The sequence below is a fragment of the Lactobacillus delbrueckii subsp. jakobsenii ZN7a-9 = DSM 26046 genome (genome assembly GCF_001888925.1).
GTDB classification, from domain to species: Bacteria; Bacillota; Bacilli; order Lactobacillales; family Lactobacillaceae; genus Lactobacillus; species Lactobacillus delbrueckii.
The window spans coordinates 1234162-1248677 of the sequence record NZ_CP018218.1 but is presented as its reverse complement, the minus strand read 5'-3'; the positions used below and the strand labels follow the sequence as shown (position 1 = coordinate 1248677).

The window sequence follows — 14516 nt, the reverse complement described above, 5'->3', positions numbered from 1 at the left end:
CATGTACCAAATTAAAACTTACAATGCCATTGCTAAAGAAGGTTTAGCCGAATTCGGCGACAACTACCGGATCAACCAAACTGACAATCCAGATGCCTACCTAATCAGATCAGTTGACCTCCATGACCATGAATTTCCCAAGAATTTGAAGGCCATAGCCCGCTGCGGGGCCGGCTACAACAACGTGCCTTTGGACAAGGCTCTGGAAAATGGGACTGTGGTCTTCAACACTCCAGGCGGCAACGCCAACGCCGTTAAGGAATTGGTACTGGCTTCTATGATCATCGCCAGCCGGAACATCGTGGCTGCCGCCAACTGGTCAGCTAACGCCAAGCCGGGCGCGGACATCACCCTGCGGACGGAAAAGGAAAAGACCAGCTTCAACGGAACAGAATTGCTGGGCAAGACGGTGGCCGTGATTGGTTTGGGCCACATCGGCTCACTGGTAGCCAATGCCTGCCTTGATTTAGGGATGAAGGTTGTCGGCTATGACCCATACTTGACGGTTGAAGCCGCATGGCGCTTGTCAGACCATATCAAGCGAGCCACCAGCATCGCTGACGCCGTTAAGGACGCGGACTTTGTGACCGTCCACGTGCCAAAGAACGAGGAGACGACCGGTTTGATTGCTGACGCCAAGATCGCGCAGATGAAGCCAAACACTATCTTGCTCAATTTTGCCCGCTTGGGGATCGTTGACAACAAGGCTGTCGTTGAAGCCTTGGCAGAACACCGCTTGGGCAAGTACTACACCGACTTCAGTGATGCCACGATTTTGCACAACAATGACATCGTCATCATGCCCCACATCGGCGGATCAACGATTGAAGCGGAAATCAACTGTGCCCGGATGGCGGCAAAGCAAAGCAAACCATCGAATTTTTGGAAACTGGGAACATTATCAACTCAGTCAACCTGCCGAACGTGTCAGCACCGTTTGAAAGCGACCACCGGATCACTTTGATTCACAAGAACATTCCAAACATGATCGTGCAGATCTCAACCCACCTGGCTGGCCGTGGCATCAACATTGAAAACTTGGTCAACAAGGCCAAGGACAAGTACGCCTACACCATGATCGACATCGATGAGATCGACCAGGCGACCCAAGACGAGGTGGTGCTCAACCTGGAACAGATCCCGGCTGTTACCCGCGTCAGAATCTTGACTCACAAGAAATAGCTGATTTTTTAAACTTTGACTCTCTATCCTTACCATTTGAAACAAACCCTGGAAGTTGTTGATCGCGACTTCCAGGGCATTTTTTTACTTTGTTGAAGAGTCCTGCCAGCAGTGTGGTAAAATAGACAAGGTTGTTTTCTGAAAATATGCGAATAATGATGAAATCTATATCTAGAGAGAAAGAAAGTTAGAAAGAAAAGATGAAATCAAACAGCAAGTGGGCTGGCCTGGCAGCTGCTGCCTGCATCCTATGGGGTATTTCTGGCCTCTTTGCCAAGGGCCTCTTTAACTTGGACCCCCGCATCACGCCGATTTGGGTTACGCAAATGCGGCAGGTTTGCTCAGGCTTGATCCTGTTAACTGTGGCCCAGCTGACAGGCAAGCATCCCTGGCAGGTATGGAAAGACAAGAAGAGCGCGGTTCAGCTTCTGGCATATGCAGTTATCGGCGTTCTGCCCTTCCAGTACTGCTTCTTTTTGGTAGTAGCCCAGGCTAACGCGGCAATCGCGACGGTCATTCAGTTTATCGGTCCCTTCTTTATTTTGGCCTATCTGACTTTGACTAAGCAAGAGGCTCTGCGGCCGTTTGATGTCGCGGCCAGCCTGCTTGCTTTTGGCGGAGTCTTTCTCCTGTCAACGCATGGCAATATCCATGACCTTAGGATCGCGCCTCTTACCCTTCTTTTTGGCATTATGTCAGCGGTTGGGGCAGCGGCCAACAGCTTGCTTCCCCAAGCCCTGGTGACCAGGCAGTCCACTATTTCAGTTACTGGCTGGGGCCTGCTTATCTCCGGTTTGATTTTGACGGCAATTCATCCAGTCTGGCCCAGCCTGCCGAGTTCACCGACCGTCTATCTCAACCTGTCAGTCGTCATCGTTATGGGCACGATCATCCCGACGCTTTGGCAAAACCATGCTTTAGGCCATATTTCAGGGATGACGGTCGCCTTTATGGATGCCTTTGAACCGCTGGCCTCCATGATTGGCTCCATCATCGTCTTTCACTTTCAGCCGCAAATGATGGATTATGCGGCATCTGTGATGATTATTTTTGCCGTACTCGCCCTCAATTGGACCCCGCGGAGCAAAATCAAAGCCCGGGTTGAAAAATAACAGCGTCAGCAGATTTTCCTGCTGGCGCTGTTTTGCTTTAGTTTTCGGTTATATTTAATTGTCCGAATCAGAGTAATTCAAATCATCGAATTGATGATCTTGCATCTTTTCTGCCATCGCTTGGCTGCGGTAGGCAATCCCATCAACCCAGATGCCAGCACCGCCTGCACATATCAAAACTTGGACATCATTTCCGTCAATATTTTCAGTATGCACGGCAAAATATTCACCATCACCGGCGCCTTGGTACCAGCCCATGACGTTTAGGTAGTTAATTCCTTTATACTGAACTATTTTCGGCAAGCCCCAGCCTTCTGCCTTTTTTATTTGTTCTTCGGATGGATAATCTGGTGCTTTATAATTAGCTGCCCGAGTGTACAGGGTAGTAGTGTGCCCCTTTCTATTATGCTTGTCGTCTTGAATGAAAATTGTACTTTGGCCAAAGACGTACTTAGAATGCGTTGTCTCACCATCATAGTTGCTTGCAGAATACCAGGTTCCCTGCATTTCCGCGGGGATGGTAAAGTAGCCGCTCCGCCCTTCAGACAGGCGCTGAGTTTGTCCAGATTTATCCACGATCTCGACCTTCTTGGCCAGCTGCTTGAATTCAGCCAGCTGGCCTTTTTTAACGATATAGTCAGCCATTTCCTGCTTAGTTGCCTGGCCCAAAAAGCTGCCACTGCCTGCTACTTTTACTCCTTGGTAGAAGTAAAAAGTGCTTCCGCTAAGAGTATAATAGGTCGTCCCTGTTTGTCCGGACGCCGCGGCTTCATAAGCATAGCCGCTGCCCGGCTGCTTAAATTCGTAGTCGCTGGTCTTGTGCAGGGTAATAGTCAAAGAGCCATTCTGCCCTGCTTGAAGCAAATTAGACCATTCTCCGCCAAAGCGGTCAGCACAGTAGAGCGTAATCAAGCTGCCGCTTTCCTGCGGCGTCAGTTTTGCCGCATCAAGTTTTACTGCTTTAGCTGAACTTGACGAAGCTTTGCTGGCCTTTTTAACGCTAGACTTGCTGCTCTGACTGCTTTTATTTGAACTATTGCTTGCCTCTTTTGAAGCGGTCTGCTTGCTGCAGCCCGTCAAAAAAATACCGCAAAAAAGGGCCATAACGGCCCACTTTTTGATTCTCATTTTCCAAATTTCTTTCTTCTTTTACTGAACACAGCAAATTCTGAATTCTAAAAAACTAGAATTCCATCTGTTCAACGTCAATCATCCAAGTGATGCCGATTGACTTTTCCCCCAGGTAAGTCGCGATAACCGGGCTAAATTCGTCCATTTCAAAGACAGCCTTTGGCACTTCAGCCTTGAGGTAGTTCATGACTTCTTCAGCTTGCGCGGCGTCATTTGACTGAATGATCAAGATCCGCAGCTTGTCTTCTGGGATGTCCAATGACTTGATCTTTTCCAGGGCTTCTTGTTCGATCTTCTTAACTGCCCGCTTCATTGACCGCACCTTGTCGTAAGCCACGATCTTAGCTTCATCGTTGAAAGTCAGCAAAGGCTTGATGTTCAAGAGTGACCCGATAAAGGCGCTGGCATTGCTCAAACGGCCGCCCCGGCACAAGTTGTTCAAGTCATCAACGATAAAGAGTTCGTCGACAGTTGACCTGATTTCAGCCAGCTTGGCGATGATCTCTTCCGGACTGTAGCTATCCTTTTCGATCATCTTAGCTGCTGCCAGAACTTGGTAACCCTGCAGGCGAACAGTAATTTGTGAGTCAAACGGGTACAGGTGGTAGTCCGGGTTGCTTTGCGCGATCCCCATCAAGGTGCTGTAGGAACCTGAAATCCCGCTGGAGAGGCAAATGTAGATGATCGCGTCGTAACCCTCATCCTTGAAGTTGTCAAAAGTCGTGATGAGGTCCCCCATCTTCGGCTGGGAAGTGGTCGGGAAGCTGGAGCCACTCCGCTGCGATTCAAAAAGCTCTTCAGAAGTGATGTTGATTCCTTCCAGGTATTCCTTGTCATCGATGTAAATCGGAATAGGAATGACCTTGATATTATACTTTTCAATTTCGGCTGCGGACAAATTGGCCGTACTGTCGGTAACTAATGCGATCTTCATATTAAACCTTCCGTATTTAACGTTTTAACATGAAAATTATAGCATACTTGCCCCAGCTAAACTAGAAGAATCTTGATCATGCCTGTTTGCATATAGAATAATTATCTGCATCCCTATATTGAACCTCCTACGACTAAAGTCGCAGGAATCTGGGGGCCACCCAGCACATTACACGTAAGATCGACAACTCTTAGAAGTACTCAGAGTGTTTAGGTTAGTTTCACAACTGCCCAATGTCATCTCGTCTTCGTTTTGACTCGCTCAGAAGATTACGCAGATAACACCGTCTAGTGCTAAGGACGATTGTTCCGTTTCGCCCGGGCTGTTTTTAGTGCTTTAATCTTAGACTTCCGTCACCAGTGACGAAGGGCTAAGATTTTTCCCTTCTTCGGCCGCTTTCTTCAGCTTTGCGTGATGCTCTGGATGAATCCCCCAATCTAATATGTTTCTTGCCGCGTTTAAATCCCTGTCTACCGTCTTCTTGCAGCTTGGACACTGCCATTCTTTCTGACCAACTTTGAGATCTTTGTTGATGTATCCGCAGTCGTGGCATGCCTTGCTTGTCCAAAATGAATCCACTTTGACAAGCCTCTTGTTCTGCTTCTTTACAAGCGACTCTAAAATAGTCATCAGCTCATATGGCTTAAGGACCGCCAGTCTGCGATTGATGCCTTTGCTTTGAGCAGAGCCTTTTCCACGCTTGCGCATCTCATAGGCATCCAATTTCTCAACGACGATCGTGTCGCAGTCATCGACTACTTCGTGTACCAGATGGCGGTATTCGTTGGTAAGCATGTTCGAGCGCTTTGCATTCAGCTTCTGCTGTCTGCGGTCAAGCTTGCGATACAGCTTGCTTTGCCCGTGGGCATTTCCTTCCAGATCACGCGCTGACTTAATTGCATTGATCTTCTGCTCATACTCGTCAGCTCGCTTGATTGCGGCGTCTGATACCTTGATCCGCTTGCCGTCTGATGAGCAAAAAGCCTCATTACCAGCCATGTTCCAGTCAAAGCCTTGAATAGTTTTTGACTTCTGCTTCTTGCGGGGCAGAGAAAAGGTCAGCTGCAGTCTGTAAGAACCATCTGGAAGCTTCTTTATCTTTGTCAAAGCAATGTCCTTCAAGTTTAATTCGGACAAGTCTTCAATGACTTCGACAGTACCAAAGTCGGCTATTGTTAAGAAGGTGTGGTTGTCTGTATGCTTGTCCTCAATTCTGATGCCTCCTTTAGAATCTTCTGGAAGCTTTTGTGAGGTAATGGTTCTAAAGCTTGCGCTGTTTCTCAAAAAGTTGATCGATCCCTTGCGGTACCAAGATTTGTGGAGCTGGTTCTTGTGCTTGCCGTACTTATCTTTAGTTACGTTCATCTTGAAGTTATAGCGAGCCTTCTCGTCCATGCTCTTGTCTGCTTTCACCAAGCGCTTGCGATACTGTGAGAAGTTGGTGTAGACGGTCTTGAGAAACTCATCGGCTGAATGAGACGACAAAAACAGCACTGACTTCTTCCAACGTGCCAAGCCGTACTTGTCCTTGATGAAGCCAGTTTTAATTTTGTTAAGTAGGTACTGAATGGGCTTTTGGCTAAATGGCATAGGGCGTCCGATATGCTTAATGCTATAAGTCTTAAAGAGATACTTTAAAGCGTACTGAAACAAAGCATTCTGAGTTTTCAACGCTTTCTCATGCTGGATTTTTTGCTTGTCAGTCAGCAACACATGGTATTGTCTGGTAAATCCATACTTTTCTTCATTAGACACAGATGCACACCTTCTTTCGTCCTACTTTATGCTATAATTATACAACAAAGAAAGGTGGCATACACTATGATCGTCCATGAAAGAGGCTGCGTTTATAACTTCAATTTCCATCTAGTTTTCGTGACCAAGTACCGGAAAGAAGTCTTTGATAGCCCAGAAAAGGTTGAAGAAATGAAAGGGCTGCTCCAAAAAAGAGCGGATATGTCGGACATCCAGATCCAGGAAATGGAAGTAATGCCCGATCACGTTCACATGCTTATTTCATTTTCGCCAAAACAGAGGCCCGTAGACGTAGTTAAAGGGCTGAAAGGCTGGACAGCCCGGAAATGGTTCGAGCTGCACCCGAAAACTAAGCAGATGCTGTGGGGCGGCCACCTCTGGTCACCAAGCTATTTTATGAGCACCTTAGGTGACATGAGCAAAGAAGTCGTTAAAAATTACATTGCATCTCAGTACACGGCAGCCATGAAAAAACAGCAGAATGGCAAGTATGGCGAGTTGGAAAGAAAGAGAAGAAAGAGAAACTAAAAAACGCCCCATTGGGGCGTTTTTGCGTGCTTGACTCATGTCTAAAGACACGAGTCAAGCACGCTTTTTAATCAAGATATCCGATAAAGCCACCACTTTATGATAAAATAGGTTACTAAACAATTTTCAATTTACGAATGAGGTGTGCTCAATGGCTTTTGACGGTTTATTTATTCATAGCCTGCTTAATGAATTACAAGATGAGATTACTGCTGGCCGCTTACACAAGATCTACCAGCCTTTTAACAACGACCTGGTCCTGGTCTTCAGGAAGGACCGCAAAAACAAGCAGCTTTTAATTTCTGCTAATCCTGAATATCCCCGCCTCTACCTGAGCAAGGAGTCCTTCTCCAACCCTAACGTGGCTCCTCTCTTCGTCATGGTCCTGCGTAAATACCTGGAAGGGTCAGTCCTCCAGGAAATCAGCCAGGTTGGCCTTAGCCGGATCGTCAACTTCTCCTTCAGCAACCGTAACGAACTCGGTGACGAAATACAGCTAATCCTCTCCGTTGAACTGATGGGCCGGCACAGCAACGTCATCCTCTATGACAAGCAAAGCGGCAAGATCATCGACTTGCTAAAGCGGATCAACCCTGACGAAAACCGGGCCCGCCTCCTCTTGCCTAAAGCCAAGTACGAACTGCCCCCGCTGACTCCCGGCATCAACGGCTTTACTTTAACGGAATCAGAATTTTCTTCTTTGAAAAAAGAATACCCAACCCCAGCTGACCTGGCCAAGCAAATGGACGGTCTAGATGGCGATGACCGGCAAGAACTGACCGGCTACTTGGAAGACGACTACTCCTTCTCTTCTCTGAAGACCTTCTACAACCAGTTCTCCTCCCCTAAGGCCTACGTTCTCGTGACGCCAAAGCACAAGCGGCGGATCTACCCTTACCTGCCATATCATTTGGAGATGACCAAGGAAAGCTCCTCCACTAACTTAAATGAAGCCTTAGACGAGTTTTACGCCTACCAGGCCAACCGGGACTGGGTCAAGCAGCGGTCCCAGCAGGTGACCCGGGTCGTCACTAATGAGACCAAAAAGCTCCAAAAGAAGCTGAAGAAGCTGGAAAAGCAGCTGGACAGTGCTGAAAACTCCGAAAATCTCAGAGTCTCCGGGGAACTTTTAACCGCCTACTTAAGCCAGGTTAAGCCCGGCATGGAAAAAATCGACCTGCCTAACTACTATGAAGGCAACCAGCCCATGACCATCAAACTTGACCCTGCCCTCTCCCCTCAGCGCAATGCCCAGAAATACTTCAAGCGCTACAAAAAGATGCGGGATTCCATCAAACACGTGACCGAACAGATTGAGATCACGGAAGAAAACCTCCGCTACCTTGATTCCGTTCAAACGGAAATCGACAACGCTGACCCAGAAGACGTCGAAGCCATCAAGGAAGAGCTAATCAACCAAGGTTACCTTAGAGCTGAACAAAAGAAGCGCCGGAAGCCGAAGCTGACCGAAAAGAGCCTAAACAAGTTCAAGCTCAGCTCCGGCAAAACTGTTTTAGTCGGCAAGAACAACCTGCAAAACGACTGGCTGACCCTGAAAAAGGCCGACAAGAACCACTACTGGTTCCACGTCAAGAACATCCCCGGCTCCCACGTTATCTTGACTGACAGCCAGCCAAGTGACAGCGACATCCAGGAAAGCGCGGAGATCGCTGCCTACTTCTCCAAGGCCAAAAATTCCGCCCACGTGCCGGTTGACTATATCCAGGTCAAGCGGATCAAGAAACCTAACGGGGCCAAGCCTGGCTTCGTCATCTACACCGGGCAGAAGTCCATTGAAGTTACCCCGGAAGCTGACGAGATTTTAGCTAAGCGGATTGACTAAGATGGAAAAAAGAACCGTATTATCCCAAAATGGTAGTACGGTTCTTTTTCTATATATTCTAAAAAATTAGTTCTTAAAGCTGTGCACTGGGGCTGGAATCCGGCCGCCGCGGTTGATCATCGCCGCGCTTGATTCCTTGTGAACAGGCATAATCGGGGCATAGCCGAAGAGGCCGCCAAATTCAATTGAGTCGCCCACGTCCTTGCCCGGTACTGGAATAACCCGGACAGCCGTGGTCTTGTTGTTAATCATCCCGATCGCCGCTTCGTCAGCAATCATGGCACTGATGGTTTCAGCTGGCGTGTCGCCTGGTACGGCAATCATGTCCAGACCAACTGAGCAAACAGCGGTCATGGCTTCCAATTTGTCGACCGTCAAAATCCCCTTTTCAGCTGCCGCGATCATCCCGGCATCTTCTGATTCAGGAATGAAGGCACCAGACAGACCGCCGACATGGCTGCAGGCCATAATGCCGCCCTTCTTGACAGCATCGTTTAACATGGCTAAAGCGGCCGTGGTCCCGTGGGTCCCCACGCTTTCCAGGCCGATTTCTTCCAAAATATTGGCTACCGAGTCGCCTTGGGCAGGAGTTGGCGCCAAAGACAAGTCCACGATCCCAAAGTCGACGCCCAGGCGCTTAGAAGCTTCCTGGCCCACCAATTGGCCCATTCTGGTAACCTTGAAGGCCGTCTGTTTGATGGTCTCAGCAACCACGTCCATAGATTCGCCCTTAACCTTTTCCAGGGCCGTCTTAACCACGCCAGGGCCGGATACGCCGACATTCAAAGCCACATCGCTTTCGCCGACCCCATGGAAGCCCCCGGCCATAAACGGGTTGTCTTCAACCGCATTGCAGAAGATGACCAGGTTGCCGTTGTTCAGCGGGTTGATCTTTTCGTTCTCAATGACGATCTGGCCCATTTCCTTGACGGCATCCATGTTGATCCCGCTTCTGGTTGAGCCGACATTGACACTGGAGCAGACTCTTTCAGTTTCCTTTAAAGCTTGGGGAATTGACTTGATCAAGACCCGGTCGCCGTTTTGGTAGCCCTTGTGCACCAAAGCTGAGAAGCCACCGATCAGGTCCACGCCGACTGCTTTGGCTGCCTTGTCCAAGGTAACCGCGTACTTAACGTAGTCGCTGTCCCCTGAAGCTGCCGCGATCAAAGAAATCGGGGTTACAGTAATCCGCTTGTTGGCAATCGGAATCCCGTATTCAGTTTCCAGTTCTCTAGCTACCTTGACCAGGTTTTCCGCCTTAGTCGTGATCTTGTCGTAGATCTTCTGGCAGGCCCGGTCACTGTCTGAGTCAATACAGTCTAAAAGTGAGATCCCCATGGTCGTCGTCCGCAAGTCCAGGTTCTCGTTGTCGATCATATTGACCGTTTCCATAATCCGCCGCAAGTCCATTATTCCAGACCTCCGCCCAGTTCATGCATGGCCGCGTACATCTTTTCATTCCGGATGTTGATTTCCACGCCCAGTTTCTTACCCAGTTCCTTCAATTCCGTGCTCAAGGCGGAGAAATCTGCCTCATCGCTGACATCAACGACCATCATCATCGTGAAGTAGCCGTTCATGATCGTCTGGGACAGGTCCAGAATGTTAATGTCTTTTTCAGCTAAAAAGCTGCTTACGCCGGCAATAATCCCGGTCTTGTCTTGGCCGACAGTTGTCAAAATTGCTCTCATTGCTTGCTCTCCTGCTTGCGAAGCTTATATCCTGATCAGGATAAGAAATAAATATAATTTGGATTAAAAAGTTCTGTTTTAGAATAGCATCTTTTAAATTGGCTGGGTAGTCAAGGCCAGCGATTCCAGAACATCTAGGATCAACTGGACTGTTTCCAGGCTGGAGAAAACCGGAATATGGGTATTCAGGGCCTGGTCCTTGATCTTGATCGAGTCTTCGACCGCCGAGTCCGACAGGTTGACGACATTAACAACCATCACGATCCGGTGGGTCTGGATTCTTTCCAAAAGGTTTCTAGACCCATCCTGGATCTTGGCGATAACCCCGGTCGTAATCCCCGCCTCAGCCAGAATATTGGCCGTCCCTTCCGTGGCCGTGATCTTGAAGCCCAGGCGGGCAAAGCGCTTGGCCAGGTTGGCTACTTCCTGCTTTTCCTCATCGCTGACTGAGAAGAAAATCGTCCCATAACTTGGTATATGCAGGTCGCTGGCTTCATAGCCCTTGTAAAGGGCCTTGGCCAGGCGGCTGTCTCTGCCCATCACGGCATCAGAGGACTTCATCCTGGAGTCAAAAGTATTGTCTGAACTGTAATTGAGGTAGGAGAAGACTGGCATCTTCACGTGGATGAACTCGTCAACCGGCCAGACCTCGTTCGGGTAGCCTAAATCAGCAATCTTTCTGCCCGCTAAGACCTTAACCGCGTATTCAACCAGGTCCTTGTTCATGGACTTGGACAAGAAGGCCAGATTATGACCGGCATAAGTCTTGATCTGAAGCAGGTAGATTTCCCTGCCCTTGAGCAAAAAGTGCAGGTTGAAAATCCCTCTGATCTTGAAGCTACGGATCAGCTTGATTGTTTCTACCCGCAGCTTTTCCGCTTGCTCCTTGCTTAAATACTGGGGGCCAAAAACCGCGATGGAGTCTGAGGCGTGGGACCCGGACTGCTCCAAGTGCTCCACGATCCCCGGGATAGTCACGTCTTCCCCATCCGTGATCGCCGTAATCTCATACTTCATCCCCGAGATAAACTGGGAAATCGTATAATCATCAACCTGGTTTTCCCGAAAGTATTTCTCCAGGGCCGGCTGGTCATAGACCACGGCTGACTTTTGCTTGCTCTTTTGGTGATAGCCCCCGACCAAGACCGGATAGCCCACACGGGCCACAAAGGCTAAAACTGCCTGGTAGTCGGTCGTTGCCAAATATGGCACCCGTTTGACCTCAGAAATCTTGGCCGTGTCTAAGTGGCTGATCGGCAAAAGGCGGTCGATCTCGTGCTGGCCAAAAATCTTCAAACCGTGGTTCACCAAAGGCAGGCGCAAGGCGGAAACCTGCTTGCCGGAGAACTGGGTGACCACGTCCGTGATCCCTTCTTCTTCGCAGATGGTGATGATGCTGTCCAGGTTGATCGATTCAAAATAGACCCGGTCAGCCAAGTGGTAGTCCATCGAGGCAGATTCCGCGTTGTTGGACAAAAGGACCGTCTCATAGCCCTCTTTTTTCAAGGCCGCCAGGGCATGGTAGAGCATGTAGTCAAATTCACTGGTTACTGACACCTGGAAGGGCGGCATCCCCAGCAAAAGAACCTTTTTCTTCTCCGGATCCTTGGAAAATTCCAATTCGCTTTCCACCCCGTAGCTCTGGTAGTAGACCTTGACTTTGGGCTGGTAGACCCCGGCGCTGTCATCAATCGCTGAGAATGATGGCCGGACGTCTTTTTCATTCAGCAAAGGAAATATGTCATGGACGTCCGTCTTAGTCAATTTGGCCAAAAGGTCGCTGGAGAAGCCCCGGATCTTGGCCTTTAAAAGGAGGTCATGGTCTAATTCACCCGCATGGGCAATGTCCCTGCCAATCTTGACCAGGTAGCGCAGCTTCTGGTAATAGACCGGATGAATATTCAAGACGCTGCTTATGGACCGGTAGTCGATACCCTGGCTAAGGGCAGCCAGCAGCTGGACCAGGTGCATTTCGTTAGGGTGGAGAAGATCATCCAGGATCACCTCATCGCTCTTGCCCCTTTCCTTGATAAAAGCTGACCACAAGACTTCCAGATCATTGCTGGAAATCAAGGCCTTGAAAAAGGCACTTTCAAAATTCCGCCCGATCCCGACCGCTTCCCCGGTTGACTGGGTGTGCTTGCCCAGCTGGTAGTGGTTGTAGCCAGTCTTGGCAAAGGACCAGTAAGGGATCTTGATGCTGACGGTGTCAGAGACCGGTTCAATGGCCGCACACAGGCCAGTGGCCGGGTCAGTGACTTCATTCAGCCGCAGCCCGATCGCCAGCTTGGCTAAAACATAGCCGATTGAATACAGGCTGGTCTTTTGGTCCAAGACGGCGGTTCTGGTCAAGCGTGGCTTAACGGCCAAGAGCTTGTAGACCATTTCCGTACCCCGGTGGCTGATGGCGAAGTGGACGCTTAAAAAGCCGACCAGCTGCAATTTGTCTGCTATCTTGCCAGCTTCTGCCCGCAGGACTTGAATTTGGTCATTGTTCATGGTCAAAAGCGGCTTAATCAAGACTGAGTCGCCTGAGTCAATCCCGACCGGTTCCAAAGACCCAGTCGCTCCGACAAAACAGAGGTTGCCGTCTTCATCACGGAGCAGGTCCAAGATGACCTCTTCACAATTAGACAAGTCTTCCGTCATCCGGTAGCTGGCCGGGCGGAAGTCCCGGTCCTGGCTCTCCTGGCGCAGGTACTGTGCTAAATCCCGGCTACTCTTAAAGGAGATGTGGTCATCGCGCTCAAAGTAGTACTTTTTGATCAAAAGAATCGGGAAAGAGAGCTTGTTTTCCAGCTGCTCTTGCAGGTGCTCGTCGTATTTTAAACCCAGGCTGTCTAAAAACCAGGTCTGCCCGACTGGCAGATGATTGGCTTCCAAGAAACGGGTCCGCTTTTGCGGGTTGGACATGGAAATGGCCCTCTCATTGATCGTTAGCAGCTTGATCCCCATCTGGTGGAGGATTCCGTCAGCCTGCAGCTTCTTGGTCACGTCCAGGGCCATCAAGGAACCAAAAGCCGTCATGATCGCATCAGGTTCTTCCATCCGGAGGATCCGCTTCAAGAAGTCCAAGGTCATCGGTTCCAGGTACACGGTCAAGCCCGGTAAGGGGTCGGTTGAGACGCTGGCTGGATTGGGGTTGACCAGGACCACCTGAATATTCTCTTCTAAGAGGGCCTCGATGGCGCTCTTGGTCAAGAGGTCCGTATTGGCCACATTGCCCACCAGGGCTGAGCCGGCACCAATAATCAAGATTTTGTTTAAATCATTTTCGCGTGGCATTATTTCACCAGTTTCAAAAAGTCGTCAAAAATCACCTGGGCATCTTCCGTCCCCGGGGCTCCTTCCGGGTTGAAGGCCACCGCCAGCAGCTGCAGCTTATCATTGCTGAAGCCGGCTAAAAGCTCATTGTGCAGGTCGAAATACTCTTCATTAAAGGTCATGGCCGTGTCATCCGGCAAAACCAGCTGGGCAATATTCATGGCCGTCTGCCAGATCTGTCCGCTGCTCTGCCCGATCACCGGGAAATTGGTCCCGTTCTGGTACTGGGGCAGGTCAACCAGGCTGAGGTCCAGGTAGGCTGAAATCGCCAAAAAGCCCAGGCCGACCCCCAGGATCGGCAGCTTGCCCAGATATTCATCCAAAATCTGCCGCAAGTATGGCAAAACCTCTTTGGCCTGGCTGGGGCCGTTAGAGATAATAATCCCGTCTGGCCGCAGGGTCTTGATATCGCGGACAGTCGCGTTATATGGCAGAACATTGGCATTGACCTGTCTTAATGACAGTTCCCGCAGCATGGAGTGCTTGAGGCCCAGGTCGATAATGGCAATCGTCTTGCCGACGTTAGGAGCAGCATAGGCGTTCTTGGTGGAAACCAAGGAGCTCTTGTTTTTCGGTAAAACCAGGGCTCTGATCTGGTCAAAGGCGTGTTCATCATTGGTATCCATGATCGAGGCCTTTAAAGGGCCCAGATTCTGCAGTTTTCTGACCAGTGCCCGAGTATCAACGTTAAAAATTGCCGGCACCTTTTTTTCCTGCAAAAAGTCGCCCAAAGACTGGAAGGTGTCATTGTCGGTAATGTTCAAGGCAATGTCGTTGGCAATAACGCCGCGGACACTGGGCTGGATGCTTTCGTAGTCAACCGCGTTGATCCCGTTGCTGCCGATCATCGGAGTAGTAAAGACGATAATCTTGCCCGCGTTTGACGGATCAGTTAAAACCTCTTGATAGCCGTAATTGCTGGTCTGGATGGCCAATTCGCCCGTGGCGGTGATCATGGCCCCGATGCCGTCACCGGCATAAGAGCTGCCATCTTCAAGAATAAGGTAGCGTTTCAT

Annotated in this window: 10 protein-coding genes and 1 pseudogene; 4 read left to right on the top strand and 7 right to left on the bottom strand. The window is 49.6% G+C overall.

Features of this window, described 5'->3' with window-relative positions:
* Window position 1 precedes the first annotated feature (1 nt).
* Both LJ046_RS06370 and LJ046_RS06365 read left to right on the top strand, forming a co-directional pair.
* Window positions 2-1182: pseudogene (locus LJ046_RS06370) on the top strand (3-phosphoglycerate dehydrogenase family protein).
* 200 nt (window positions 1183-1382) lie between these two features.
* Window positions 1383-2294, top strand: a complete 912-nt coding sequence (locus LJ046_RS06365) for an EamA family transporter (protein ID WP_002879163.1) — start codon at window positions 1383-1385, stop codon at window positions 2292-2294.
* Window positions 2295-2348: 54 nt separating this feature from the next.
* On the opposite strand, the gene LJ046_RS06360 is transcribed toward LJ046_RS06365, so the two are convergent.
* The 3 genes from LJ046_RS06360 to LJ046_RS06350 all read right to left on the bottom strand — a co-directional run bounded on the left by LJ046_RS06360 (window position 2349) and on the right by LJ046_RS06350 (window position 6114).
* The gene (locus tag LJ046_RS06360) at window positions 2349-3422 is read right to left on the bottom strand and encodes a hypothetical protein (RefSeq protein WP_002879162.1); all 1074 of its coding nucleotides are present in this window, start codon (window positions 3420-3422) and stop codon (window positions 2349-2351) included.
* A 55-nt stretch (window positions 3423-3477) separates the two neighbouring features.
* Window positions 3478-4359 (bottom strand): DegV family protein, encoded by an 882-nt coding sequence (locus tag LJ046_RS06355; protein ID WP_002879161.1) that lies wholly within the window; start codon window positions 4357-4359, stop codon window positions 3478-3480.
* 342 nt (window positions 4360-4701) lie between these two features.
* Entirely contained in the window at window positions 4702-6114 is a 1413-nt protein-coding gene (locus LJ046_RS06350) for an RNA-guided endonuclease InsQ/TnpB family protein (protein ID WP_072557717.1), read from the bottom strand.
* Between the two features lie 66 nt (window positions 6115-6180).
* Here LJ046_RS06350 and tnpA point away from each other — a divergent pair, with 66 nt between their 5' ends.
* Window positions 6181-6642, top strand: coding sequence for an IS200/IS605 family transposase (tnpA, locus tag LJ046_RS06345; protein WP_002878426.1), 462 nt, complete (start codon window positions 6181-6183; stop codon window positions 6640-6642).
* A 151-nt stretch (window positions 6643-6793) separates the two neighbouring features.
* The gene (locus LJ046_RS06340; protein ID WP_002876831.1) at window positions 6794-8485 is read left to right on the top strand and encodes an Rqc2 family fibronectin-binding protein; all 1692 of its coding nucleotides are present in this window, start codon (window positions 6794-6796) and stop codon (window positions 8483-8485) included.
* Between the two features lie 66 nt (window positions 8486-8551).
* On the opposite strand, the gene LJ046_RS06335 is transcribed toward LJ046_RS06340, so the two are convergent.
* The 4 genes from LJ046_RS06335 to LJ046_RS06320 all read right to left on the bottom strand — a co-directional run bounded on the left by LJ046_RS06335 (window position 8552) and on the right by LJ046_RS06320 (window position 14516).
* Window positions 8552-9895, bottom strand: a complete 1344-nt coding sequence (locus tag LJ046_RS06335; RefSeq protein ID WP_002876840.1) for a PFL family protein — start codon at window positions 9893-9895, stop codon at window positions 8552-8554.
* Window positions 9895-10176, bottom strand: a complete 282-nt coding sequence (locus LJ046_RS06330; RefSeq protein WP_002876842.1) for an ACT domain-containing protein — start codon at window positions 10174-10176, stop codon at window positions 9895-9897. Before LJ046_RS06330 ends, LJ046_RS06335 begins: the two co-directional genes overlap by 1 nt.
* Before the next feature lie 93 nt (window positions 10177-10269).
* Window positions 10270-13461: a carbamoyl-phosphate synthase large subunit gene (locus LJ046_RS06325; RefSeq protein ID WP_002876843.1), complete on the bottom strand. Its 3192-nt coding sequence runs from the start codon at window positions 13459-13461 to the stop codon at window positions 10270-10272.
* Window positions 13461-14516 (bottom strand): carbamoyl phosphate synthase small subunit, encoded by a 1056-nt coding sequence (locus LJ046_RS06320; protein ID WP_002876844.1) that lies wholly within the window; start codon window positions 14514-14516, stop codon window positions 13461-13463. The genes LJ046_RS06325 and LJ046_RS06320 overlap by 1 nt, the downstream gene beginning before the upstream one ends.